This is a genomic window from Streptomyces sichuanensis (assembly GCF_020328095.1).
GTDB lineage: Bacteria > Actinomycetota > Actinomycetes > Streptomycetales > Streptomycetaceae > Streptomyces > Streptomyces cinnamoneus.
Genome location: NZ_JAIXMK010000061.1, coordinates 26,039 through 50,914, shown reverse-complemented (window position 1 = coordinate 50,914; position 24,876 = coordinate 26,039). Strand labels below are relative to the sequence as shown.

Below are 24,876 nucleotides of genomic sequence, written 5' to 3'. Positions count from 1 at the left end.
TCTTCCTGGGCAGGGAGGGGACGGGCGGGGTCAGCCTGCGGAGAAGGCCGTGTACTCGTCGGCGGTCAGCAGGTCCGCCGGCTCGTCCGTGATCTTCACCTTGAACAGCCAGCCGCCCTCGAAGGGGGCGGTATTCACCAGCGAGGGGTCGGCCACGACGTCCTGGTTGGCCTCGACGACCTCGCCCGTGACGGGGGCGTAGAGGTCGCTGACCGACTTGGTCGACTCCAGCTCACCACAGGTCTCGCCCGCGGTGACCGTGTCACCGACGGCCGGGAGCTGGGCGTAGACGACGTCACCGAGCGCGTTGGCCGCGAACTCGGTGATGCCGACGGTCGCCACGCCGTCCGCGTCGGTGGCCGACAGCCACTCGTGCTCCTTGGAGTAACGCAGCTGCTGGGGGTTGCTCATGGCTAGATTCTCCTGTACGCGCGTGAGTGCTTGTGCAAGGGGTCTTGACAGGTGGGATGAGGGAGTCTCAGGGATCTTCCCGATCCGCTCAGCGGTCCCGCTTGTAGAAGGGCAGGGCGACGACCTCGTACGGCTCGTGGCTGCCGCGGATGTCCACCGATACACCCTCCGTGCCCGGTGCGGCGTGCGCCGCGTCGACGTAGGCGATCGCGATCGGCTTGCCGAGGGTGGGGGAGGGGGCGCCCGAGGTGACCTCGCCGACGACCTCGCCGGCGACGGTGACCGGGTAGCCGGCGCGCGGCACGCGGCGGCCGGTGGCGATCAGGCCGACCAGCTTGCGCGGCGGGGCCGTCTCGGCGCGCTCGGCCGCGGCGGCCAGGGCCTCGCGGCCCACGAAGTCGCCGGCCTTGTCGAACTTCACGACCCGGCCCAGACCCGCGTCGAACGGCGTCGTCGCGGTCGTCAGCTCGTGCCCGTACAGCGGCATGCCCGCCTCCAGGCGCAGCGTGTCGCGGCAGGAGAGCCCACAGGGCACCAGGCCGGCGTCCGCGCCCGCCTCGGTCAGCGCCTGCCACAGCTTCTCGGCGTCGCCGGGGGCGACGAACAGCTCGAAGCCGTCCTCGCCGGTGTAGCCGGTGCGGGCGATCAGCGCGGGCACGCCCGCGACGGTGCCCGGCAGGCCCGCGTAGTACTTCAGGCCGTCCAGGTCCGCGTCGGTGACGGACTTCAGGATGGCGGGGGAGGCCGGGCCCTGCACGGCGATCAGCGCGTAGTTCTCGCGGTCGTCGCGGACCTCGGTGTCGAAGCCGGCGGCGCGCTCGGTCAGCGCGTCCAGCACCACCTGCGCGTTGGAGGCGTTGGCGACGACCATGTACTCCTGCTCGCCCAGGCGGTAGACGATCAGGTCGTCGAGGATGCCGCCCTCGGCGTTGCAGATCATGGTGTAGCGGGCGCGGCCGACGGCCAGCGCCGAGAGGTTGCCCACCAGGGCGTGATCCAGGGCCTGCCCGGCCTGCGGGCCCGTAAGGGTGATCTCTCCCATGTGGGAGAGGTCGAAGAGACCGGCACGGGTGCGCACGGCGACGTGTTCGTCGCGCTCGCTCCCGTACCGCAGGGGCATGTCCCAGCCCGCGAAGTCGGTCATGGTCGCGCCCAGCGAGCGGTGCAGGGCGTCGAGTGCGGTATGGCGGGGGGCTTCGGTCATGGTCAGGCTCCCGGACACGAGTCGGAGGTCGGCCTCCCCATCTGTCATCGGAACCTGAGAGGTTCACCGGGAGACCCCGCAGGGGTTCCCGGCTTGCACCTTGGGTGGGGCCGCCGCACGAAACGGTGCCCGCTTTTCAGATCTGCCTCACCCGCGCGGTACGGGGCCTGAGAGATTCAAGGGAGGAACTTGCTCCTTCGGCGCCCGGTGCCGAAGGCACCAGGACTCTCCCGCGCGGATTCGAGCGGCCGGTATGCAGTTGATAGACATGCCGTTGGCGCGCACATCATTGCACGTACGAGCGTGCGACGGACTGCCCACCGCCCCATGAATTGGATTACCTTTCCTTTGCATTCCGTGGGTAGGGGGCAGTCGACGGACGGGGGAGGGAAGGCGATCACGGTGCCGACGGACGTCCAGGGGGAAGTGCCGGCGCCCGCCGCGGCCCGGCCGCGGAGCGGCGTGCTGGACCTGCGGGGGGCCGGCCGCACCGAGCTGCGGTACCCGCTCGGTGATCTGCTCGTCGTCTCCGGGCTGCCCGGCAGCGGCAAGTCCACGCTGATCCGGCGGGCCGTCGCCGCGGCCGACGGGAGAGGCACCACCGTCCACCGCGTGGACTCCCAGGACTCCCGCGACCGCATCGAACGCCACACTCCGCCCTGGGTGCCCTACGCGCTCTACCGCCCGCTCGTGCGCCTGGCCCACTACGCCGCCCTGCGGCGCGCGCTGCGCTCGGACGCCAGCGTCGTGGTGCACGACTGCGGCGAGAACGGCTGGGTGCGCGCCTGGCTCGCGCACGACGCCCGGCGCCGCGGCGGCTCCGTCCACGTGCTGCTGCTCGCCGTCGAGCCGCACACCGCGCTCGCCGGCCAGGCCGCCCGGGGCCGCACCGTCTCCCGCCACGCCTTCGCCCGCCACCGCCGCGCGATGACCCGCCTGCTGGCGGCCACCGCCGCCGGCCGCGTCCCCCCGGGCGCCGCCTCCGCCACCCTCCTCGACCGCCCCGCCGCCGACGCCCTGCACACCATCGCCTTCGGCTAGGGCGTGTCCGATGGGTCGGTGCCGGCCCCGCGGCGTCTGGTGCGGTGGATCGCAAGGCGGAGCATCTCCCGCGTACTGGGCGTACTCGGGTGATGCGACAACGCGGCGAGGTGCCGTGCCAGGCGTCGTGGGGTCTGTGCCGGCCCATCGGACATGCCCTGGACCTGCCCCCGACGGGGAGGGGACCCAGCCGTTAAGGTGCGGGTTGCGTGGTGATCGGTCGGCATGGGGACAGGTGAACGTGGCCGAGGAATACGGATGGGGCCCGGGCCGGGGCGGTGCGGCCACGGCGTGGCCCGTCAACGAGCTCGAAGAGGTGCTCGCCGCGTCCGTCGGCGTGCCCGGCTCCGGCGCCCGCATCGTGGAGGTGCTCGGCCGCAGCAGCCTGTGGATCCCGCTGCCGGCCGGCGGCGGCAACGACAGCCCCGACCTCGACCTGCCCACCCTGGAGCTGGACGGCGCCGCCTACGTGCCGGTGTTCAGCTCCCACGAGCAGTTCCTGCGCGTCGCCGGGGACCGGATGCCCTTCGCCGTGGCCCCCGCCGTGGAGTTCGCCCGCGGCCTGCCCCCACAGGTGGGCATCGCGGTCAACCCGGACGGCGAGGTCGCCGTGCCCCTGCCGCCGCCCGCCGTCGCCGAGCTGTGCCGGGCCGGCCGCACGGTCCTGGACGGCGACGCCACCGGCGGCCGGGTGCGCCTGTTCGAGCCGGACTGGCAGGAGGACCCGACCGCCTTCCTGGCCGCCGCCGGCCGGGAGTTCGCGGCCGCCGGCGTCGTACGGACCGCGCGCCGCACCCTGGCCAGCGTGGAGGGCGGCGCCCCGGCGCTGTTCATCGGCGTGGAGCTGGACCTGCCCGACCCGCCGAGCCGCGCCGCGGCCGTGGAGGCCCTCGGCCGGGCGCTCGCCGCGGAGCCCGTGGCCTGGCCCGTCCAGATGGTCTTCCTCGACGTCGCGCACGACCCCGTCGGCGACTGGACGCGCGACCGCGTGCGTCCGTTCTACGACCGTGACCTGTGACAGCTCTCATGCCCGCCGCCGCGGGCTCGTAAGCTGGTGGGAACAGACGGCCAAGAGAAGAGGCGGACCCAGGTGAGCGCGGGCGCGGAGAGCGGCGTGGAGCAGGTGCTGCGCCAGGTGGCGCCCGGCCGGTACGACACGTACGAGGCACTGTTGGGCGCCCTCGCCGAGGGCCGGGTCTGGATGCTGCTGTGGCACGGTCAGGCCGGCTCGCCCGACGCCCAGTACGGCAACATGGAGGTCGACGGCCTCGGCTACGCCCCCTGTGTGACCTCCGCCCAGGAGCTCGCCGCCAGCGGCTGGAACCGCGCCCACGAGGTGGTCTCCGGCCGGGACATCGCCGCCTCGCTCTACCCCGACCGCTGGGGCCTGTGGCTCAACCCGCACGCCCCCGGCGGCGGCGTCGGCATCCCCTGGGCCGACCTGCGCCGGATCACCGCCGGCCTGGACCGGCTGCCCGCCGGCCCGCTGCGGCTCAGCGAACCGGCCGTGGACATTCCGCAGTTCTACGCCCTGCTGGGGCAGAACGCCCACCGCACGCCCGCCGTCCGCGCCCTGCGCCGCGTCTGGGTGCAGCCCGCCCTGGGCACGCCGTACCTGGCCATCGGGCTCGACCTGTACGACACCTCCGCCGCGGCCGTGGAATCGGTGCGGCTGATGATGCAGCAGTCCGTCGGCGTGGTCCCGGAGGGGCTCCCGGTCTCGACGGTGACCCTGGCGGACGAGTACGACCCCGTGGCGATGTGGATGCGGGCCAACGCCCGGCCGTTCTTCGACCGCGACGCCTACGGCGGACCGGCCGCCCCCGCGCCGGCCGCCGGCTACGGCTACCCGCCGCAACAGGGGTGGCAGGCGGGGACGTACTGACCCGTACGCCGTCGCACCGCCCCGCTCGCCGCACCCGTATGTCCGTATAACGGAAGCCTCCTACGCACATCACGGTTGCGCATCCTTTGCGCATGAGGTCTGGCGGGTGATCGCAGGGGCGTTGAAGACTCCCGCCAACAAGGGCCGAGGCCCCTGCGCACGACTCGCTCCGCCGTACCGCCGCTCCGCCGTACGCCCGTTCCCGCGCGTACCACCGCTCCGCCGTACGACCTGCTCCGCGTGTTCGTCCCGCACCTTCGCACCTGCTCCGTGTGCACGTCCCGCACCTTCGCACCACTCGCACCTGATGTGAACCAGCCGCGTTCCGCGCGCGGCGTGCGTCGGGCCGGCCTCCCGCCGGTCGAGAGGGGTCCACCAGACGATGACGGCACCACTGCACGACACGAACGCGGCCGAGACCGCAGCCGTCGATGTCGCCGCGGGCGTCCCCGCGAAGGCCATCGAGGGCCGTTCCCCCTGGCGTATCGCCTGGATCCGGCTCAAGCGCGACAAGGTGGCCCTGACCGGCGGCATCGTGGTGCTGCTGCTCATCCTCGTCGCGATCTTCGCGCCGGTGATCGTGGGGCTGCTCGGGCATCCGCCGAACGAATTTCATGAAGAAACGATTGATCCGCTGTTCAGTACCCCCAAGGAAGCCTGGGGAGGCATCAGTTCGGACTTCCTCTTCGGCGTCGAACCGGGCAACGGCCGCGACGTGTTCAGCCGCGTGGTCTACGGCGCCCGGGTCTCGCTGCTCGTGGCCTTCCTGGCGGCGGTGGTCGCCGTGCTGCTCGGTACGGTGCTGGGCATCGTCGCCGGCTACTTCGGCGGCTGGATCGACGCCGTCGTCAGCCGGGTGATGGACCTGCTGCTGGCCTTCCCCCAGCTGCTGTTCATCATCGCGCTGGTGTCCGTCGTCCCCAACTCGCTCTGGGGGCTCTCGGGTTCGGGCGTCCGCATGGCCGTGCTCATCGCGGTGATCGGCTTCTTCGGCTGGCCCTACGTGGGGCGCATCGTCCGCGGCCAGACCCTCTCGCTCAGGGAGCGCGAGTACGTCGAGGCGGCCCGCAGCCTGGGTGCCGGGCGGCTGTACATCCTCTTCCGGGAGCTGCTGCCCAACCTGGTGGCGCCGATCACCGTCTACGCCACGCTGATGATCCCGACCAACGTGCTCACCGAGGCCGCGCTGAGCTTCCTCGGCGCGGGCGTGAAGCCGCCCACCGCCTCCTGGGGGCAGATGCTCTCCAAGGCCGTCTCGACCTACGAGGCCGACCCGATGTTCATGATCATCCCCGGTCTGGCCATCTTCATCACCGTGCTGGCCTTCAACCTCTTCGGCGACGGCGTGCGCGACGCGCTGGACCCGAAGGGCTCGCGCTGACGCGCGCCCGCCCCGCACCGCCTGGTGCACACCGCCCCTGTCGATCCGTCAGGAGGCCGTTCCCGACATCCGCCGGCCCGCTTCCCGGACGGCGACAATCACGGAGGTCGCGACATCTTGACACACCGGAGTTCTTCGAGGCGCAGACTGGCCGCAGGGGCGGCCCTCGTGGTCACGGCCCTGGTCAGCACCGCCGCGTGCGGCGGCGGGGGCGGCAGCAGCAAGAAGGAGGGCAAGGACGGCAAGGCCGCGGGCTTCAACGCCGCCGTCGACAAGCTGGCCGGCGCCTCCGACAAGAAGGGTGGCGAGCTGAAGTTCATCGGCACCCAGGACGCCGACAGCTGGGACCCCCAGCGCGGCTACTACGGATTCATGTGGGACTTCGCCCGCTACTACACCCGCACCCTGGTGACGCCCAAACCCGCCCCCGGCGGGGAGAGCTCGACGGTCGTACCGGACATGGCCACCGACACCGGCAAGATCTCCGCCGACAAGAAGACCTACACCTTCACGCTCCGTGACGGCCTGACCTGGGAGGACGGCCAGCCCATCACCACGCAGCACATCAAGTACGGCATCGAGCGCACCTGGGCCACGGACAAGATCTCCGGCGGCCCGCTGTGGCTGATGCAGGTCCTGGACCCCGACAAGAAGTACAAGGGCCCGTACAAGGACGAGAGCAAGGACAAGCTCGGGCTGCAGGCCATCGAGACGCCCGACGAGAAGACCATCGTCTTCAAACTGCCCAAGGCCAACGGCGACTTCCTGCAGATGCTGGCGCTGCCCGCGGCGGCCCCCGTGCGCCCGGACAAGGACACCGTCGAGAAGTACGGGCAGAAGCCCTTCTCCAGCGGCCCCTACAAGTGGGTGTCCTACGAGCCCAACAAGGGCCTGCAGCTGGTGCGCAACGACAAGTGGAACCGCGACTCCGACCCGGTCCGCAAGGCCCTGCCGGACAAGATCTCGGTCAAGCTCACCACCAACGCCGACGACATGGACAACCGTCTGATCGCCGGCGACTACGACCTCGACATCAACGCCACCGGCATGGGCTCGGCCGGCCGGCAGAAGGCCCTGCAGTCGGCCAAGGCCAACGTCGACAACCCGCAGACCGGCTTCATCCGCTACGCGGCCTTCCCCAAGACCGTCGCGCCCTTCGACAACGAGCACTGCCGCAAGGCCGTCATCCTCGCCGCCGACCACACCTCGCTGCAGACCGCCCGCGGCGGCCCCGAGGCGGGCGGCGACATCGGCACCAGCATGCTGCCGCCGGCCGTCAAGGGCTACGACCCCGGCTACGACCCCTTCCAGCTCAAGCAGGGCAAGCCCGACGAGGCCAAGGCCAAGGAGGAGCTGAAAGCCTGCGGCAAGCCCGACGGCTTCAAGACCACGATCGCCGTCCGCAACAACAAGCCCCCGGAGATCGCCACCGCCGAATCGCTCCAGGCGTCCCTGAAGAAGGTCGGCATCGAGGCCCAGATCGACCAGTACGACGGCGCCCAGTCCACCGGCATCATCGGCGCCCCCAAGAACGTCAAGGCCAAGAACTACGGCATCATCATCATGGGCTGGGGCGCGGACTTCCCCAGCGGCCAGGGCTTCCTCCAGCCCATCGCGGACGGCCGCTTCATCCAGGAGAGCGGCAACCAGAACTACCCCGAGCTGAACGACCCCGAGGTCAACAAGATCTTCGACCGGGCCATCGCGGAGACCGACCCGGAAAAGGCCGGGAAGATCTACCAGGAGGCCAACAAGAAGGTCACCGAGGGCGCCTGGTACCTGCCCTTCACCTACGAGAAGAACATCATCTGGCGCAGCTCCCGGCTCACCAACGTCTACACGGCCGACTCCTACAACGGCCGCTACGACTACGCCTCCCTCGGTGTCGTCAAGTGACAGTCCGTCCGCTCCACCGGCGCACCCGCCGCTAGGCCCGAAGGGCAGGTGAGGGCCGCTGCGCGGCGGCCCGGGGCGGCCCCCCTCGGGGGAGCCCCGGGCCACCGCCGGGCCGACCGCAGTGTTCGCTTACATCGTCCGACGGCTGATCGCCGTCATCGTGATGCTGCTCGTGGTCACGCTGGTGACCTTCGGCATCTTCTTCGCGATCCCCAAGCTCACCGGGGCCGATCCCGCCGCCCTGTACGTCGGCAAGCAGGCGGACCCGGCGACCATCGAGGGCATCCGGGAGAAGCTGGGGCTCAGCGATCCGATCCTCGTGCAGTTCTGGCACTTCGTCTCCGGCATCCCCGCCGGCCGCGACTACTCCGGCGGCGGCAGCTCCGTGCACTGCGACGCGCCCTGCTTCGGCTACTCCTTCCGCACCGAGCAGGCCATCTGGCCCGTGCTCCAGGACCGGCTGCCGGTGACCCTCTCGCTCGCCGCGGGCGCCTGCGTGCTGTGGCTGGTGGGCGGCGTCGTCACCGGCGTCGTCTCCGCGCTCAAGCGCGGCAGCCTGTGGGACCGGGCGGCCATGACCGTCGCCCTCGGCGGCGTCTCCCTGCCGATCTACTTCACCGGCCTGCTCTCCCTCGCCGTCTTCTCCTACGGCCTGGGCTGGCTGGACGGCGAGTACGTCGACTTCGCCGACGACCCCGGGCAGTGGTTCGCCGGCCTGATCCTGCCCTGGGTCACCCTCGCCTTCCTCTACGCGGCCATGTACGCCCGCCTCACCCGGGCCACCATGCTGGAGATCCTCGGCGAGGACTACATCCGCACCGCCCGTGCCAAGGGGCTGCGGGAGCCGGTCGTCATCGGCAAGCACGCCATGCGCTCCACGATGACCCCCGTCCTCACCATCCTCGGCATGGACCTCGGCGCCCTCGTCGGCGGCGCGATCCTCACCGAGACCACCTTCAACCTGCCCGGCCTCGGCCAGGCGGCGGTCAAGGCGATCGGCGACCGCGACCTGCCGCTGATCCTCGGGGTGACGCTCATCGCCGCGACCGCGGTCGTCGTCGCCAACCTGGTGGTGGACCTCCTGTACGCCGTGATCGACCCCAGAGTGAGGCTCTCATGACGACCGCACCCACCGCGGGAGAGGCCCCCACCGCCTTTCTCGACGTGCGCGACCTGCGCATCCACTTCCCCACCGACGACGGCCTGGTCAAATCCGTCGACGGGCTCTCCTTCCGGCTGGAGAAGGGCCGCACCCTCGGCATCGTCGGCGAGTCCGGCTCCGGCAAGTCGGTGACCTCGCTGGGCATCATGGGCCTGCACACCGTCGGCCAGTACGGGCGCCGCAAGGCCCGCATCACCGGCGAGATCTGGCTCGACGGCAAGGAGCTGATGAGCGCCGACCCCGACGAGGTGCGCCGGCTGCGCGGCCGCGAAATGGCGATGATCTTCCAGGACCCGCTGTCGTCCATGCACCCCTATTTCACCGTCGGCGCGCAGATCGTCGAGGCGTACCGGGTCCACCACGACGTCGACAAGAAGACCGCCCGCACCCGCGCCGTCGAACTGCTGGACAGGGTCGGCATCCCGCAGCCCGACCGGCGCGTCGACGACTACCCGCACCAGTTCTCCGGCGGCATGCGCCAGCGCGCGATGATCGCCATGGCACTGGTCAACAACCCCGAGCTGCTCATCGCCGACGAGCCGACCACCGCCCTGGACGTGACCGTGCAGGCGCAGATCCTCGACCTGATCCGCGACCTGCAGAAGGAGTTCGGCTCCGCCGTCATCGTCATCACCCACGACCTGGGCGTCGTCGCCGAACTGGCCGACGACATCCTGGTGATGTACGGCGGCCGCTGTGTCGAACGCGGCCCCGCCGAGCAGGTCTTCCACGCCCCCCAGCACCCCTACACCTGGGGGCTGCTCGGCTCCATGCCGCGCATCGACCGCGAGCAGACCGAACGCCTGATCCCGGTCAAGGGCTCCCCGCCCAGCCTGATCAACGTGCCCGACGGCTGTGCCTTCAACCCGCGCTGCCCCTACGCCGACCTCCCCAAGGGCGGCATCACCCGCAGCGAGCGCCCCGAGCTGCGCCCGGTGCAGGCCGCGGGGGACGGACGGCCGCACCTGACCGCCTGCCACCTGCCGCAACAGGACCGCACGCGGATCTGGAACGAAGAGATCGCGCCCAAGCTGTGAAGGAACCGGAGATGAGCATCCCGAAGCAGCCGGCGCCCGCGGCGGCCGAACCCCTCCTCAAGGTCGAGGGCCTCGTCAAGCACTTCCCCATCACCAAGGGGCTGCTGCGCCGCCAGACGGGCGCGGTGCAGGCCGTGGACGGCCTGGACTTCGAGGTCCGCGCGGGCGAGACCCTGGGCGTGGTGGGGGAGTCCGGCTGCGGCAAGTCGACCATGGGCCGGCTGATCACCCGGCTGCTCGAACCCACCGCCGGCACCATCGCGTTCGACGGCCGGGACATCAGTCACCTCGGGGTGGCCGGCATGCGGCCGATGCGCCGCGACATCCAGATGATCTTCCAGGACCCGTACTCCTCGCTGAACCCCCGGCACACCGTCGGCACGATCGTCGGCGCCCCGTTCCGGCTCCAGGGCATCACGCCCGAGGGCGGGGTGAAGAAGGAGGTCCAGCGGCTGCTGGAGCTGGTCGGCCTCAACCCCGAGCACTACAACCGCTATCCGCACGAGTTCTCCGGCGGCCAGCGGCAGCGCATCGGCATCGCCCGGGCCCTCGCCCTCAAGCCCCGGCTCGTGGTCGCCGACGAGCCGGTCTCCGCGCTCGACGTCTCCATCCAGGCCCAGGTCGTCAACCTGCTCGACGACCTGCAGGACGAACTCGGGCTGACGTACGTGATCATCGCGCACGACCTGTCCGTCATCCGGCACGTCTCGGACCGCATCGCCGTCATGTACCTCGGCAAGATCGTGGAACTCACCGACCGCAGCTCCCTCTACGCCGCGCCCATGCACCCGTACACCAGGGCCCTGCTGTCCGCCGTGCCCGTGCCCGACCCCCGCCGGCGCGCCCGGCGCGAGCGCATCCTGCTCACCGGCGACGTGCCCTCGCCGATCTCCCCGCCGCCGGGATGCCGCTTCCACACCCGGTGCTGGAAGGCGACAGAGGTCTGCAAGCAGCAGGAGCCGCCCCTGACGGCGCTGCTCCCCGGGCACCGGGTGGCGTGCCACCACCCGGAGAACGCTCCCACCGAAGCAGTAACGGAAGGTGCGCCCGCATAGGGGCCGTGCCAAGCTGACTTCCGATGCTCGTGACAGCAACCTGGCACACCTGAGCACCGCGAGAGGGGAGGGTGCAGAGTCGGCGAGTCCGCTTGCAGAGGGGCTCGGGCGTTCGAAGGGACGGCTCATGGCACTCTCCCGCTCGACCCGGCACCACTCCATACGCAGGGCCCGGCAGCACCTGACCCGGCCGGCGCGGCGCCACCTCCTCCACCCGGCCCGGTGCCGGGGAGGGCGCTGGTTCCTCGCCCTGGCCACCGCGGCGGCGTCCGCGTTCGTGCTGGCCTCCACGCCCGTCACCGCCCCGTCCCCCTCCCTCCCCGCCCCCGGGACGGCGGGCATCGGCGACCCGTACTTCCCGGGCCTCGGCAACGGCGGCTTCGACGTCCGCCACTACGACCTGGACGTCGGCTACGCCCCCGACACCGGCCGGGTCGACGGCCGGGCGACGCTCACCGCGCGGACCACGCGGAGCCTGTCCGCCTTCAACCTGGACCTGCAGCAGCTCAAGGTCACCTCCGTCGAGGTGAACGGCCTGCCCGCCGCCTTCACCCGCGACGGCGGCGAACTGAGGATCCACCCGGTGATCCCGCTGCCCCGGGGCCGCACCTTCACCACCACCGTCGTCTACGGCGGCATACCCAGGCCGCTCAGCGGCCCCATCGTCTTCGGCTCCAAGTACGGCTGGATGAGGACCAAGGACGGCGTCTTCGTCGGCTGCGAGCCCAACGGCGCCTCCACCTGGTTCCCGGCCAGCGACCACCCCACCGACAAGGCCACCTTCGACATCCGCATCAGGGCCCCCAAGGGACTCACGGCCGTCTCCAACGGCCGGCTGCTCGCCACCCACGAGCGGGGCAGGACCACCGTCTCCCACTGGCGCGAGTCCAAGCCGATGGCGCCCTACCTGGCCACCGCCACCATCGGGAAGTTCGACGTCAGGAAGGGCACCACCCCCGGCGGCATCCCCGTCTACGTCGCCACCGACCCCGCCCTGGCCGGCGGCCTGGACTTCTACGGCATCACCGCCGAGGCCACCGACCACTGGGCGAAGGTCTTCGGCCCGTATCCCTTCGAGGAGACCGGCGCCGTCGTCGACAACATGCCGGAGGCGGAGTTCTCGCTGGAGACCCAGACCAAGCCCGTCTTCTCGGCCGTGCGCGACGAGTCGACCGTCGTCCACGAACTGGCCCACCAGTGGTTCGGCGACTCCGTCTCGGTGCGGCAGTGGAAGGACATCTGGCTCAACGAGGGCTTCGCCACCTACGCCGAGTGGCTGTGGGACGAGCACAAGGGACGCAGGAGCACCCACCAGTCCTTCCTGGGCGCCTACCACGAGCACAAGCCCGACGACCCCTTCTGGAAGATCGACATCGCCGACCCGCAGCGCGACACCATGTTCTCCCGGGCCGTCTACTTCCGCGGCGCCATGACCCTGCAGGTGCTGCGCGAGCGCATCGGCGACCGGGCGTTCTTCCGGCTGCTGCCGCTGTGGACCAAGCTGCACCGGCACGGCAACGTCCGCACCTCCCAGTTCGTCGGGCTCGCCGAGGCGGTCTCCCGCAAGGACCTCGGCGATCTCTTCGCCACCTGGCTCTCGCGGCCCGGGCGGCCCCCGCTGCCGCCGGCCGGCGGCGCCGCCCGCCGGTAGCCTGTCGGGGGCACCGTCCGCGGCGAGTAAGAATGTCGCGTGCTCACCGATCTGTTCAGTCCCTCCGTCCAGCACTCGCTCGACCTCGCCGGGATCTTCGTCTTCGCCATCTCCGGCGCGCTCCTCGCCGTCCGCAAGAACTTCGACGTCTTCGGCATGGCGGTCCTTGCGGAGGTCACCGCGCTGGGCGGCGGGCTGTTCCGGGACCTGATCATCGGTGCCGTGCCGCCCGCGGCCTTCACGGACCTGGGCTACTTCCTCACCCCCCTGGTGGCCACGCTGATCGTCTTCTTCCTCCACCCGGAGGTGGAGCGGATCACCAAGGCGGTGAACGTCTTCGACGCCGCCGGGCTCGGGCTCTTCTGCGTCGCCGGCACCGTGAAGGCGTACGGGCACGGCCTCGGCCTCACCTTCGCGGCGACCCTCGGCCTGGCCACGGCGGTCGGCGGCGGCGTGCTGCGCGACGTGCTCGCCCACGAGGTGCCCTCGCTGCTGCGCTGGGACCGCGACCTGTACGCCGTGCCGGCCATGGTCGGCTCCACCATGGCCGCGCTGCTCATCCACTACGACGCCCTCAACGTCGGCACCAGCATGCTCTCCGCCGCCACGGCCTTCGTCCTGCGCCTGCTGGCCATGCACTACAACTGGCGGGCCCCCCGCGCCTGGCACCGCCGCAGCGCGGCGACGGAGGATCCTGCGGTCGGGTAAGCAAGGGGCGTAACGTTTCGGCGCGGCCTGGGCTTTGCGCCTGGGCCCCGGCTGTACGCCCCGGCCCCGGCTCCTGGCTCCCGCGGCTCCTGCCCGCGGCCCCCTGGACCGGCCTCGGCCTTCGCCCCCCGGTCCGGCCCCGGCCTCTCGGGCCCTGGCCCCTGGCCTCGGCCCCTGTCTCCGGCCAGGGTCCCTGGCCCTCCGGCCTCGGATCCGTGCCCCCGGGTCCGTGCCCCCGGGCCCAGGGCCCAGGCGAGGACGCGGGGGCCGGGCCCCCGCGACGCCCGGTGGCCCGGTCCCGGCAGCGGCGAAGGGCGTCGGCCGTCGGCGCGGCCGGCTAGACCGTGCGGCCCAGCCAGGCCGCCAGCCGTGCGTACGCGTCCGCGCCCTCGGGCGCGGGCTGCACCGGCCCGAACGGCACGCCCTCGCCGCGCCGCCCGGCCGGCAGGAACTCCCTCGCCCAGCCCAGCGCGAGCTCCGCGAGCTCCTGGTCGAGGGGGAGCGGGTGCCCCACGGCCTGCGAGAGGTCCCACGTGTGGGTCACCGTCTCCAGCACCATGCCCGACGTCATGAACACCCGGCCCGGGAACGTCCCCCACGGCAGCTCCAGCACCCGCTCCAGCGCCGCGTCGTCCGCCCACGCGGCCGCGAGGCGGGCCCGGGCCTCGTCGTAGGCGGGCCCCCAGCCGTCGTCCGGCACACCCGCCGGCGGCTCGCCCCACGCGACCTCGCCCGTCTCGCCGATCACCGCCCCGTCGCGCGTGCCGGCGACGAGGTGCCCGAGCAGCGCGCGCACGTCGAACTCGGCGCACGGCGTCGGGTCGCCGAGCCGGGCGGCCGGCACGGCGGCGACGAGCGCCGACATCTGGGCGGTGGCGCGGTCGAGGAGGGGGCGGGGGTCGAAGGCGGTGGTGGTCATGACGGCTCCTTGTCCGGCGGCCCGGATGCCCGGGGTGATCGGTTCGGGAACAGCTTCCGCGCATAACCTGACACCTGCCGTCATGTTTTCCGGCGAGATCGAAACGGTTGATCGAAACGGCTGATCGACGCGACGGCGCGCCCGCCGGAGGGGCCTCCCCCCGGGCATCCCGACGGACCGCACCCGAAAGGCACGACGACCCCCGTGAAGTCCGACCGCCTGCTGTCGATACTCCTGCTGCTCCAGACCCGCGGGCGGGTGCCCGCCGCCGAACTCGCCCAGCGCCTCGAAGTGTCGGTGCGCACCATCTACCGCGACGTCGAATCGCTCTCCGCGGCCGGCGTTCCCGTCTACGCCGAACGCGGCCGCCGCGGCGGCATCGCCCTGCTCCCCGGCTACCGCACGGACGTCACCGGGCTGACCGCCGACGAGGCCCGCGCCCTGTTCGTCCTGGCCGCCGAGGGCACGCACTCCGCCCTCGGCCTCGAAGGCGCCCTCGGCTCCGCGCTCCGCAAGGTCATGGCCGCCCTGCCCGCCCCGCACCGCCCCGCCGCCGAGGCCACCAGCCGGCGCGTCCTCGTCGACCCCGTCCGCTGGATGCGGACCCCGGCGGCCGACCCCGCCGTGGACGTCGAGGACCTCCACGCGGCGGTCTTCACCGACCGCCGGCTGCGCCTGCGCTACCGGCACGGTGGCAGCAGCGAGCCGCGCGCGTACACCGTCGACCCCTACGGGCTCGTCGCCAAGGCCGGCGTCTGGTACCTCGTCGCGGACTGCGACGGCGAGCCGCGGCTCTTCCGCGCCGACCGCGTGGACGCGGCCGCCGTCACCGACGAGCCCGTCCGCCGCCGCGGCGGCGCGGAGCTGGCGGACGTCTGGGACGGGCTGCGCCGGGACGTCGAGCAACGGCCGGCGGACGTGCTCGTCACCGCCCGGATCCGGCGCTCCCGCCTCGACATGTTCCTGCGCCTGCACGGCCCCCTGCTCACCGGCCCGCCCTCCGGCGACGACCCGGCCACCGTCGAGCTCGCCCTGCCCGAGGTCCGTTCCGGCCGCGCGCTGCTGTCCTTCGGGCCGGACCTGGAGGTGCTGTCCCCAAAGGCGGTGCGCGAGGACCTGGCGCAGCTGGCGGCGGCGGTCGTGGCGCAGTACGCGCCCGGGCCGGCCGGCCCGGCCGGAGATGCCTAGTCCTGGTCGCCTAGTCCTGGTCGACGGGCAGCAGCCCGCGCTCGGCGAAGACCTTCTTGGCCACGAACGTGGCGTTGAGCGCCTTCGGGAAGCCGCAGTAGACGGCCGAGTGCAGCAGCGCCTCGACGATCTCGGCCGGGGTGAGCCCGGTGTTCAGCGCGGCGTGGACGTGCACGTCCAGCTGCGGTTCGCAGCCGCCGAGCGCCGTCAGCATGCCCAGCGTGACCAGCTGGCGGTCGCGCGGGGCCAGCCCCGGGCGGGCGTAGATCTCGCCGAAGCCCCAGGCCACCACCTGATGGGCCAGCTCGGGGGAGACGTCGGACAGGGAATCCACGACGCGCTCCCCGCCCTCCCCGTCCACGCGGCGCAGCACGGCCAGACCGTGCTCGAAGCGGGCCTCGCGGGAGTCGTCGGACGGGTGGCCGGTGGTGTGTGCGTTGTTCATGCCCCGCACCGTAGGAGTTGGAGCGGACTCGAAGGCAAGCGCCGCGCCCGGGCCCCCGCCCATGACCAGGAACGCTCGCTACCGCCCCGGGGCCCACCTCGTAGAATCGTGCCCACCATGGCCTACCTCGACCACGCCGCCACCACCCCGATGCTTCCGGAGGCGGTGCAGGCGATGACCGCCCAGCTCGCCCTCGCCGGAAACGCCTCTTCGCTGCACGCCGCCGGCCGGCGGGCGCGCCGCACCGTCGAGGAGGCGCGCGAATCGCTCGCGGCCTCGCTCGGCGCGCGCCCCAGCGAAGTGGTGTTCACCGCGGGCGGCACCGAAGCCGACAACCTCGCCGTCAAGGGCCTGTTCTGGGCGCGCCGCGCCGCCGACCCGGCCCGTACGCGCGTGCTGGCGAGCCCCGTGGAGCACCACGCCGTGCTCGACGCCGTCGACTGGCTCGCCACCCACGAGGGCGCGAACGTCGAATACCTGCCGGTCGACGCCTGCGGACGCGTGCACCCCGGGGCGCTGCGCGAGGCGATCGCCCGGAACCCCGCCGACGTCGCCCTGGCCACCGTCATGTGGGCCAACAACGAGATCGGCACCGTCATGGCGGTGCGCGAACTGGCCGACGTGGCCGCCGAGTTCGGTGTACCGCTGCACTCCGACGCCGTGCAGGCGTACGGCCAGCTGGACGTCGACTTCGCCGCGTCCGGGCTGGCCGCGATGACCGTCACCGCCCACAAGGTCGGCGGCCCGTACGGGGTCGGCGCCCTGCTGCTGGGCCGCCAGTACGCGCCCGTGCCGCTGCTGCACGGCGGCGGGCAGGAACGCCACGTGCGCTCCGGGACGCTGGACGTGCCGGCCATCGCCGCGTTCGCCGTCGCCGGCACGCTGGCCGCCGAGCGGCGCCCGGACTTCGCGCGCGAGGTGGGTGCGCTGCGGGACGAGCTGATCGCGGGCGTCCGGGCGGCCGTTCCCGACGCGGTCCTCGGCGGCGACCCGGACCCGGCGGGCCGGCTGCCCGCCAACGCCCACTTCTCCTTCCCCGGCTGCGAGGGCGACTCGCTGCTGCTGCTCCTGGACGCCCAGGGCATCGAGTGCTCCACGGGCTCGGCCTGCACGGCCGGCGTCGCCCAGCCCAGCCACGTCGTCCTGGCCACGGGCACGGACCCGGACCTGGCGCGGGGGACACTGCGCTTCTCCCTGGGGCACACGTCGACGCGCGAGGACGTCGCCGCGGTCGTCGAGGCGATCGGCCCGGTGGTGGAACGGGCCCGGAGCGCGGGCCTGAGCTAGGGCCGCGTTTCGCGCGGTGTCCTCACACGCCGGAGGGGCTGGATTTTCCAGCCCCTCCGGCGCTTGAGGAGCGGGGTCCGGGGCGGAGCCCCGGGAAACGGCGAAGGGGGGGGACCGGGGCCTCCTCGTCCGCCCCGTACCCTGGTAGGGCTATGACTGACTTCCCGGGTGCCCCCGATCCCAGAGCCCCCCGCAAGGGGCTCCGCGTGCTCGCCGCCATGTCCGGCGGCGTCGACTCCGCCGTCGCCGCGGCCCGCGCCGTCGAGGCCGGGCACGACGTGACCGGCGTGCACCTCGCGCTGTCCGCGAACCCCCAGTCCTTCCGGACGGGCGCCCGCGGCTGCTGCACCATCGAGGACTCCCGCGACGCCCGCCGCGCCGCCGACGTGATCGGCATCCCCTTCTACTGCTGGGACCTCGCCGAGCGCTTCCGCGAGGACGTCGTCGAGGACTTCGTCGCGGAGTACGAGGCCGGCCGGACCCCGAACCCCTGCCTGCGCTGCAACGAGAAGATCAAGTTCGCGGCGCTGCTCGACAAGGCGCTCGCGCTGGGCTTCGACGCGGTGTGCACCGGTCACTACGCCACGGTCGTGGTCAACGACGACGGCACCCGCGAGCTGCACCGGGCCAGCGACATGGCCAAGGACCAGTCGTACGTGCTGGGCGTCCTGGACGACAGGCAGCTGGCCCACGCGATGTTCCCGCTGGGCGACACGCTCACCACCAAGGACGAGATCCGCGCCGAGGCCGAGCGCCGCGGCCTGGCCGTGGCGAAGAAGCCCGACAGCCACGACATCTGCTTCATCGCCGACGGCGACACCCAGGGCTTCCTGGCCAAACGCCTGGGCAAGGCGGAGGGCGACATCGTCGACGAGTCCGGCACCAAGATCGGCACCCACGAGGGCGCCTACGGCTTCACCATCGGCCAGCGCAAGGGCCTGCGCATCGGCCACCCCGCCCCGGACGGCAAGCCGCGCTACGTCCTGGACATCTCCCCGGTGAACAACACGGTGACGGTCGGCCCGGCGGCGTCCCTGGACGTCGGGGCGCTGACGGCGATCAAGCCGCGCTGGTGCGGCGTCGCCCCGGCGGGCCCCGGCACGTACACCGCCCAGCTGCGCGCCCACGGCGGCGAGACCGGGGTGACGGCCGAGCTCGTCGGCGACGAGCTCCACGTCCGCTTCGCGGAGCCGGTCCGCGGCGTGGCCCCGGGCCAGGCGATCGTGCTCTACGACGGCACGCGCGTGGTCGGCTCGGCGACGATCGCGGCGACGGAGCGGGTGCGGGCGCAGAGCGCCTGAGGCACGGCGTCCCGGACGCCGGAGGCGGGGGTCGCTCACGAGCCCCCGCCTCCGGTCCCGGATCAGCGTCCGGGGGCAGCCCCCGGACCACAGCCCGGGATCAGTGCTCGATCGTCCGCAGGACGTTGGTGACCTCGCACTTGCCGCCGCTGTTCGGCGAGCCCGCCTTGGGGACGTACGGGGTGGAGACGTCGAGCGTGCTCGTCTTGCCCGGCATCACGTAGGGGATCGACGGGTTGCGGGTGGTGACGGTGCCGTCGGGGGCCGTGAACTTCACCGTGAGGCGGTAGGTGTACTTGAGCGTGGCGCTGCCGTTGGTGGCGCTGAGCTTCGCCGTGATGCCCAGGCGGTCGGTGTAGGCGCAGTCGTTGATCTTGACGTCGCGCATGGCGTCGTTGCGGCTGCTGCCCGTGCCGCCGATGGTGGTCGACGAGCCGCCCGTCGTGGAGTCGCCCGAGGTGCCGGACGTGGTGGTGCCGCCGGAGGTCGTACCGCCGGTCGTTCCGCCGCTCGTCGTGCTGCCGAACGTGCCGCCCGAGGAGTCGCCGCCGGTGGTGCCGCCGCTGGTCGACGAGCCGCCCGAGGAGGAGGAGCTGCTGCTGTGGCTGGAGCCGCCGCCGCAGCTGCCGCCGTGGTGTCCGCGGGCGCCCGTCAGGGCGACGACGACGAGTGCACTGACGGCGACCGTGCGGGCATGACGAAGCTTCACGCTGAGAACTCCCCCGTTGGAGTGGCTTGTTTTCGAAGTGGCTTGTTTGTGCGCTCGATTGACGAGCACACGTCACGCTAACAACGCCTTTACAGGCCGCCAAATCCAGGAGCGTTCTGTGACGCGGTCGCGACGGAACGGGTTCCGAACCAGAACGCGAGCTGGCCGAAAACAGGCCATAGGGGCCCCACCGGGGCGGGGCCCCCGCGGGCTCAGCCGATGCTGCGGACCGCCTCGGTGACCTCGCACTTGGCGCCGGTGGTGGAGGCCCCCGGCTTGGGGGTGTAGGGGGTCGCCACGTCGGCCGAGTCGGTGCGGCCGGGGCGGACGTAGGGGAGGGAGGGGGTCTGGGTGGCCAGGGGAGTGCCGTCGGGGGCCGTGAACTTGACGGTGACCTTGTACGTGAACGTCGCCGTCGCGCTGCCGTTGGTGGCGCTCAGCCGGGCCGTGATGCCCCGCTTCTCGGTGTATGCGCAATTGGAGATCTCGACGTCCTTGCGGGCGTCGCCGGCGGCGTCCTCGCTGGTCGAGGTGTCGGCGGTGGGCGTGGCCTCCGAGCCAGAGCCCTGCTCGCCCGAGTCGCCGCTGCAACCGCTCCCGCTCGCTCCGGTGAGGGCGATGACGGCGAATCCGGACACGGCGACGGCGCGGAGGTAACGAAGCTTCACTATGGCTGCTCTCAGTAAATTGCTGGAATGCGCCCGATGTGGGGGATTTGGGGGGCGTGTCGGCGGGGTCGCCGACGGGCCCCGTCACGTTAGACAGCCGGTCCACCCAAGGCCATACCGGCGGTAACACCGTGATGGGTTCGCGATACAACAGATCCCGAACCCTTACCGGGGGCCGGTTTAAACCCGTGCATAGCCTCCGACCCGCGTCTATGCGGCGTACCGTGGCGCTTATGAACATCACCGTCTTCTGCTCCGCCGCCGACCTCGACGACCGCTACACCGCACCGGCCCGCGAGTTCGCCGCCCTCATCGGCAAGGGCGGGCACACGCTGGTGTGGGGCGGGTCGGAGTCGGGGCTGATGAAGGTGATGGCCGACGGCGTGCAGGAGCACGGCGGGCGCCTGGTGGGGGTCACGGTGGAGTTCCTCGCCGCGAAGGCCCGCAAGAACGCCGACGAGATGCTGGTGACCGAGGACCTCGCCGCCCGCAAGGCGCAGTTGCTGGCGCGCGGCGACGCCGTCGTCGTCATGGTGGGCGGCACCGGCACCCTGGACGAGGCCACGGAGATCCTGGAGCTGAAGAAGCACGGGCTGCACGACAAGCCCGTGGTGCTGCTGAACGCGGCCGGCTTCTACGACGGTCTCAAGCAGCAGTTCCAGCGCATGGAGGCCGAGGGCTTCCTGCCGCTCCCCCTCACCGACCTGGTCTTCTTCGCGGAGGACGGCGTGGGGGCGATGACCTACCTGGAGGAGTCCGCAGGGGTGCGTTAGGGCAAGCTGGGGGCATGGCAACACATCTGATCACCGGTGCCGGCTCGGGAATCGGCGAGGCGGTCGCCCAGCGCCTGCACGAGCGCGGCGACGAACTGTGGCTCGTGGCGCGGGACGCGGGCCGGGCCAAGGACCTGGCCGCACGGTTCCCCGGCGCCCACACCCTCGTGGCCGACCTCGACACCCCCGACCGGCTCTCCTGGGCCCTCAGTCACCAGACCCTGCCCGACCGGCTCGACTCCCTCCTGCACATCGCCGGGATCTCGGACCTCGGCGCGGTCGGCGAACTGAGCACGAAGCGGTGGAACCGCACGCTCGCCGTCAACCTGGTCGCGCCCGCCGAGCTGACCCGCCTGCTCCTGCCGCAGCTGCGCATCTCCCGCGGCCACGTCGTCTTCCTCAACTCCGGTGCCGGGACGACCGCGCGCCCCGAGTGGGGCGCCTACGCCGCGAGCAAGCACGGCCTGAAGGCGCTGGCCGACTCCCTGCGCGGCGAGGAGCACACCCACGGCGTGCGCGTCACGAGCGTCTACCCCGGCCGCGTGGCCACGCCCATGCAGGCCGGCGTGCAGCAGCAGGAGGGCAACGCGTACACACCGGACAAGTGGATCGCCCCCTCGTCGGTGGCGGCCACCGTGCTGCTGGCCCTCGACCTGCCGCGCGACGCGGAGATCCACGACCTCTCCGTCCGTCCCGGGTACTCGGGAAGCTGAGCCGGAGGTCGCGGTCTCGTACCCTTCCTGGGTGAGCGAGAAGAACAGCAACCGCCCCCTGTGGGGCGCCGGGACCGCGACCGGCGTCGGCTCGATGCCCGGCGGCGACGCGCGCGAGGCCGCCAAGACCGTCACCGGGTCGCTGGAGACCCTGCCGCACCTGCCGGAGCTGCCCGCGCGCGGCCCCGGCGCCGACATGATCGGCCGGACCGCCGGCCTGCTCGTCGAGGTCTTCGCGCACGTCGAGCCCAGCGGCTGGCGGATCAGCGACCGGCCCGGCCGCGACACGCGCCGCGCCCGGTCCTGGCTGGGCGAGGACCTCGACGCCCTGGAGGAGTTCACCCAGGGGTACGAGGGACCGCTGAAGGTCTCCGCCGTCGGGCCGTGGACGCTGGCCGCCGCGCTGGAGCTGCGCGGCGGCGAGGCGGCGCTGAGCGACGCCGGAGCCTGCCGCGACCTCACGGCCTCCCTCGCCGAGGGCCTGCGGGCACACCTCGCGGAGGTCCGCCGCCGGATCCCGGGCGCCCGCGTCGTGCTGCAGCTGGACGAGCCGTCGCTGCCGGCCGTGCTGCGCGGGCAGGTCCGCACCGCCAGCGGCTACCGCACCCACCGGGCCGTCGACCGGGCCGTGGTGGAGGGCGCGCTGCGGGAGCTGGCGACCGTGGCGCAGGAGAGCCCCGGCGGGGCTCTCGTCGTGCACTCGTGCGCTCCCGGCGTCCCCTTCGCGCTGCTGCGCCGGGCCGGCGTCACGGGCGTCTCGTTCGATTTCTCGCTCCTCACCGAGCGTGAGGACGATGCGATCGGTGAGGCCGTCGAGGCGGGCACGACCCTCTTCGCGGGCGTGGTGCCCGGCGTGGACGGCCCATTGTCAGACCCTGCCGGTAGCGTCATGGGTGTCAGGACGCTGTGGCGCAGGCTGGGGCTGTCGCCGGGGACTCTCGCCGAGTCCGTGGTGGTCACTCCCTCGTGCGGGCTCGCGGGCGCTTCGCCCGCATATGCCCGTGCGGCCCTCGCGCACTGCGTCCGGGCGGCGAAATCACTCGCAGACAACCCTGAGTGACGGCGCTCATGGATCAACGGGAGGACGAGACGGTGGCTGTCGAACAGCAAGGCGAAGAGCTCGAAGCGCTCGCGGCACAGGCCGCGGTGCCCGCGAAGGCGCGGGAGAAGCACGCACTGCTGGCCGAGCAGGTCGAGGAGCACCGCTTCCGCTATTACGTCAAGGACGCCCCCGTCGTCAGCGACGCCGAGTTCGACACCCTCCTGCGCGAACTGGAGGCGCTGGAGGAGGAGTACCCGCAGCTGCGCACCCCCGACTCGCCCACCCAGAAGGTGGCGGGGGCGTACCAGACGGAGTTCACCTCCGTCGAGCACCGCGAGCGCATGCTCTCCCTCGACAACGCCTTCGACGACGAGGAGCTGGCCGCCTGGGCCGACCGCATCGCCAAGGACATCGGCGAGGGCGCCCGCTACCACTACCTGTGCGAGCTGAAGGTCGACGGCCTCGCCGTCAACCTGACGTACGAGAACGGCCGGCTCACCCGCGCCGCCACGCGCGGCGACGGCCGCACCGGCGAGGACATCACGCCGAACATCCGCACCATCGACGAGATCCCCGAGCGCCTCAAGGGCGACCGCATCCCCGCGCTCGTCGAGGTGCGCGGCGAGGTCTACTTCCCGATGGAGAAGTTCGAGGAGCTCAACGCCCGTCTGGTGGAGGCCGGCAAGGCCCCCTTCGCCAACCCCCGCAACGCCGCGGCCGGTTCGCTGCGCCAGAAGGACCCGCGCGTGACCGCCACCCGGCCCCTGCACATGGTGGTGCACGGCGTCGGCGCCCGCGAGGGCTTCGCCATCGACCGCCAGTCGCAGGCGTACGACCTGCTGCGCGAATGGGGCCTGCCGACCGCCGCGCACGCCCAGGTGGTCGACTCCCTCGACGACGTGCGGAAGTTCATCGCGCACTACGGCCAGCCCAAGGTCCGGCACTCCATGGAGCACGAGATCGACGGCGTCGTCGTCAAGCTCGACGAGATCCCCCTCCAGGGGCGCCTCGGCTCCACCGCGCGCGCCCCCCGCTGGGCCATCGCCTGGAAGTACCCGCCCGAGGAGGTCAACACCAAGCTCCTCGACATCCGCGTCGGCGTCGGCCGCACGGGCCGGGTGACCCCGCAGGCGGTCTTCGAGCCCGTCACCGTCGCCGGATCCGAGGTCGAGTTCGCCACCCTGCACAACCAGGAGGTCGTCAAGGCCAAGGGCGTCCTCATCGGCGACACCGTCGTCATCCGCAAGGCCGGCGACGTGATCCCCGAGGTCCTCGGCCCCGTGGTGGACCTGCGGGACGGCACCGAGCGGGAGTTCGTGATGCCCGCCGAGTGCCCGGAGTGCGGCACCGGGCTGCGCCCGATGAAGGAAGGGGACATCGACCTGCGGTGCCCCAACGCCCGCTCCTGCCCGGCCCAGATCCGTGAGCGGCTCTACTACCTGGTGGGCCGGGAGTGCCTCGACGTCGAGAACTTCGGCTACGTCGCGGCCACCGCCCTCACCCAGCCGCTGGAGCCCGCCACCCCGCCCATGGCGAACGAGGGCGACCTCTTCGGTCTGACGATCGAGGAGCTGCTGCCCATCAAGTCGTACGTGGTGGACCCGGACAGCGGCCTGCCCAAGCGCGACCCCAGGACCGGCGAGGCGAAGGTCGTCACCTTCTTCGCCAACCAGAAGGGTGAGCCGAAGAAGAACGCCCTGGCCATGCTGGAGAACATCCAGGCCGCCCGGCAGCGCCCGCTCGCCCGGATCATCAACGGGCTGTCCATCCGTCACGTGGGCCCCGTCGCCGCGGCCGCGCTGGCCCGGGAGTTCCGCTCGGTCGACCGCATCGCCGCGGCGAGCGAGGAGGAGCTCGCCGCCGTGGAGGGCGTCTCCGACACCATCGCCACCGCGGTCAAGGAGTGGTTCGCCGAGGACTGGCACCGCGAGATCATCGACAAGTGGCGGGCCGCCGGCGTCCGGATGGAGGAGGAGGCCGCCACGGACGAGGGACCGCGTCCGCTGGCCGGACTCACCGTCGTCGTCACCGGCACCCTCTCGGGCTACACCCGTGACGGTGCGAAGGAGGCGCTGCAGCAGCAGGGTGCGAAGGTGACCGGGTCGGTGTCGAAGAAGACGGACTTCGTGGTCGTCGGGGACAATCCCGGTTCGAAGTTCGACAAGGCGATGCAGCTGAAGGTCCCCGTGCTGGAAGAGGACGGCTTCGTCGTACTCCTGAACGAAGGGCCCGAGGCGGCGCGCGAGGCCGCCGTGCCCCAGGAGGTCACCCCCACGGAGTAATGCCCGCATAGTCAGTGGGCATTACCCCTACAGCGCATACCAGATGGCTGCAGAAGGCCGGATCGCATTCGGGCAACCGCTGCCGATCGCTGCCCGCCGTAGCCTTCTGCGCCCTACT

At 72.2% G+C, this 24,876-nt stretch carries 23 protein-coding genes and 1 riboswitch; of the genes, 17 read left to right on the top strand and 6 right to left on the bottom strand.

The window, feature by feature from the left end; all coding sequences use genetic code 11:
- Window positions 1–30 precede the first annotated feature (30 nt).
- Both gcvH and gcvT read right to left on the bottom strand, forming a co-directional pair.
- A complete protein-coding gene (gcvH, locus tag LE181_RS18725) occupies window positions 31–411 on the bottom strand; it encodes a glycine cleavage system protein GcvH (RefSeq protein WP_225662456.1) in 381 nt (126 codons plus the stop codon).
- Window positions 412–499: 88 nt separating this feature from the next.
- On the bottom strand, window positions 500–1,615 hold the full coding sequence (gene gcvT / locus LE181_RS18720; RefSeq protein ID WP_225662455.1) for a glycine cleavage system aminomethyltransferase GcvT: 1,116 nt from the start codon (window positions 1,613–1,615) through the stop codon (window positions 500–502).
- Between the two features lie 146 nt (window positions 1,616–1,761).
- Window positions 1,762–1,858, bottom strand: a riboswitch (glycine riboswitch).
- Between the two features lie 84 nt (window positions 1,859–1,942).
- Between gcvT and LE181_RS18715 the strand changes: the two genes are divergently transcribed.
- The 10 genes from LE181_RS18715 (at window position 1,943) to LE181_RS18670 (ending at window position 13,431) form a co-directional block, all read left to right on the top strand.
- Window positions 1,943–2,656, top strand: a complete 714-nt coding sequence (locus LE181_RS18715) for an AAA family ATPase (RefSeq protein ID WP_372458405.1) — start codon at window positions 1,943–1,945, stop codon at window positions 2,654–2,656.
- A gap of 235 nt (window positions 2,657–2,891) precedes the next feature.
- On the top strand, window positions 2,892–3,674 hold the full coding sequence (locus LE181_RS18710) for an enhanced serine sensitivity protein SseB (protein ID WP_372458404.1): 783 nt from the start codon (window positions 2,892–2,894) through the stop codon (window positions 3,672–3,674).
- 72 nt (window positions 3,675–3,746) lie between these two features.
- Window positions 3,747–4,541 (top strand): enhanced serine sensitivity protein SseB C-terminal domain-containing protein, encoded by a 795-nt coding sequence (locus tag LE181_RS18705; protein ID WP_225662452.1) that lies wholly within the window; start codon window positions 3,747–3,749, stop codon window positions 4,539–4,541.
- Window positions 4,542–4,923: 382 nt separating this feature from the next.
- Window positions 4,924–5,922 carry an ABC transporter permease gene (locus LE181_RS18700; RefSeq protein WP_225662451.1) on the top strand — a complete coding sequence of 333 codons (999 nt, stop codon included), beginning with the start codon at window positions 4,924–4,926 and terminating at the stop codon, window positions 5,920–5,922.
- 114 nt (window positions 5,923–6,036) lie between these two features.
- Window positions 6,037–7,818 (top strand): ABC transporter substrate-binding protein, encoded by a 1,782-nt coding sequence (locus LE181_RS18695; protein ID WP_225662469.1) that lies wholly within the window; start codon window positions 6,037–6,039, stop codon window positions 7,816–7,818.
- A 121-nt stretch (window positions 7,819–7,939) separates the two neighbouring features.
- On the top strand, window positions 7,940–8,938 hold the full coding sequence (locus LE181_RS18690) for an ABC transporter permease (RefSeq protein WP_225662450.1): 999 nt from the start codon (window positions 7,940–7,942) through the stop codon (window positions 8,936–8,938).
- Complete coding sequence (locus LE181_RS18685) at window positions 8,935–10,017, top strand: ABC transporter ATP-binding protein (protein WP_225662449.1); 1,083 nt, start codon at window positions 8,935–8,937, stop codon at window positions 10,015–10,017. The genes LE181_RS18690 and LE181_RS18685 overlap by 4 nt, the downstream gene beginning before the upstream one ends.
- An 11-nt stretch (window positions 10,018–10,028) precedes the next feature.
- Window positions 10,029–11,072: an ABC transporter ATP-binding protein gene (locus LE181_RS18680; RefSeq protein WP_225662448.1), complete on the top strand. Its 1,044-nt coding sequence runs from the start codon at window positions 10,029–10,031 to the stop codon at window positions 11,070–11,072.
- Between the two features lie 127 nt (window positions 11,073–11,199).
- Entirely contained in the window at window positions 11,200–12,723 is a 1,524-nt protein-coding gene (locus LE181_RS18675) for a M1 family metallopeptidase (RefSeq protein ID WP_225662447.1), read from the top strand.
- A 39-nt stretch (window positions 12,724–12,762) separates the two neighbouring features.
- Entirely contained in the window at window positions 12,763–13,431 is a 669-nt protein-coding gene (locus LE181_RS18670; protein WP_225662446.1) for a trimeric intracellular cation channel family protein, read from the top strand.
- Between the two features lie 337 nt (window positions 13,432–13,768).
- On the opposite strand, the gene LE181_RS18665 is transcribed toward LE181_RS18670, so the two are convergent.
- A complete protein-coding gene (locus LE181_RS18665) occupies window positions 13,769–14,350 on the bottom strand; it encodes a TIGR03086 family metal-binding protein (protein WP_225662445.1) in 582 nt (193 codons plus the stop codon).
- 204 nt (window positions 14,351–14,554) lie between these two features.
- On the opposite strand from LE181_RS18665, the gene LE181_RS18660 reads away from it, so the two are divergent.
- Entirely contained in the window at window positions 14,555–15,538 is a 984-nt protein-coding gene (locus LE181_RS18660) for a helix-turn-helix transcriptional regulator (protein WP_225662444.1), read from the top strand.
- 10 nt (window positions 15,539–15,548) lie between these two features.
- Here the strand turns inward: LE181_RS18660 and LE181_RS18655 are convergent, their stop codons facing one another.
- Window positions 15,549–15,983, bottom strand: a complete 435-nt coding sequence (locus LE181_RS18655) for a carboxymuconolactone decarboxylase family protein (protein WP_225662443.1) — start codon at window positions 15,981–15,983, stop codon at window positions 15,549–15,551.
- Window positions 15,984–16,100: 117 nt separating this feature from the next.
- On the opposite strand from LE181_RS18655, the gene LE181_RS18650 reads away from it, so the two are divergent.
- Both LE181_RS18650 and mnmA read left to right on the top strand, forming a co-directional pair.
- Window positions 16,101–17,270 (top strand): cysteine desulfurase family protein, encoded by a 1,170-nt coding sequence (locus LE181_RS18650; protein ID WP_225662442.1) that lies wholly within the window; start codon window positions 16,101–16,103, stop codon window positions 17,268–17,270.
- Window positions 17,271–17,422: 152 nt separating this feature from the next.
- The gene (mnmA, locus tag LE181_RS18645; protein WP_225662441.1) at window positions 17,423–18,571 is read left to right on the top strand and encodes a tRNA 2-thiouridine(34) synthase MnmA; all 1,149 of its coding nucleotides are present in this window, start codon (window positions 17,423–17,425) and stop codon (window positions 18,569–18,571) included.
- 100 nt (window positions 18,572–18,671) lie between these two features.
- On the opposite strand, the gene LE181_RS18640 is transcribed toward mnmA, so the two are convergent.
- Window positions 18,672–19,280, bottom strand: coding sequence for a hypothetical protein (locus LE181_RS18640; RefSeq protein ID WP_225662440.1), 609 nt, complete (start codon window positions 19,278–19,280; stop codon window positions 18,672–18,674).
- A gap of 212 nt (window positions 19,281–19,492) precedes the next feature.
- On the bottom strand, window positions 19,493–19,948 hold the full coding sequence (locus LE181_RS18635; protein WP_225662439.1) for a hypothetical protein: 456 nt from the start codon (window positions 19,946–19,948) through the stop codon (window positions 19,493–19,495).
- Window positions 19,949–20,181: 233 nt separating this feature from the next.
- On the opposite strand from LE181_RS18635, the gene LE181_RS18630 reads away from it, so the two are divergent.
- Genes LE181_RS18630 through ligA form a run of 4 tightly spaced genes read left to right on the top strand, consistent with a single transcriptional unit; the run spans window position 20,182 to window position 24,758 of the window.
- The gene (locus LE181_RS18630) at window positions 20,182–20,721 is read left to right on the top strand and encodes an LOG family protein (protein ID WP_225662438.1); all 540 of its coding nucleotides are present in this window, start codon (window positions 20,182–20,184) and stop codon (window positions 20,719–20,721) included.
- A gap of 14 nt (window positions 20,722–20,735) precedes the next feature.
- Entirely contained in the window at window positions 20,736–21,434 is a 699-nt protein-coding gene (locus tag LE181_RS18625; RefSeq protein WP_225662437.1) for an SDR family oxidoreductase, read from the top strand.
- A gap of 31 nt (window positions 21,435–21,465) precedes the next feature.
- Window positions 21,466–22,494 carry a methionine synthase gene (locus tag LE181_RS18620; RefSeq protein WP_225662436.1) on the top strand — a complete coding sequence of 343 codons (1,029 nt, stop codon included), beginning with the start codon at window positions 21,466–21,468 and terminating at the stop codon, window positions 22,492–22,494.
- Between the two features lie 8 nt (window positions 22,495–22,502).
- The gene (gene ligA, locus LE181_RS18615) at window positions 22,503–24,758 is read left to right on the top strand and encodes an NAD-dependent DNA ligase LigA (RefSeq protein WP_225662435.1); all 2,256 of its coding nucleotides are present in this window, start codon (window positions 22,503–22,505) and stop codon (window positions 24,756–24,758) included.
- Window positions 24,759–24,876 lie beyond the last annotated feature (118 nt).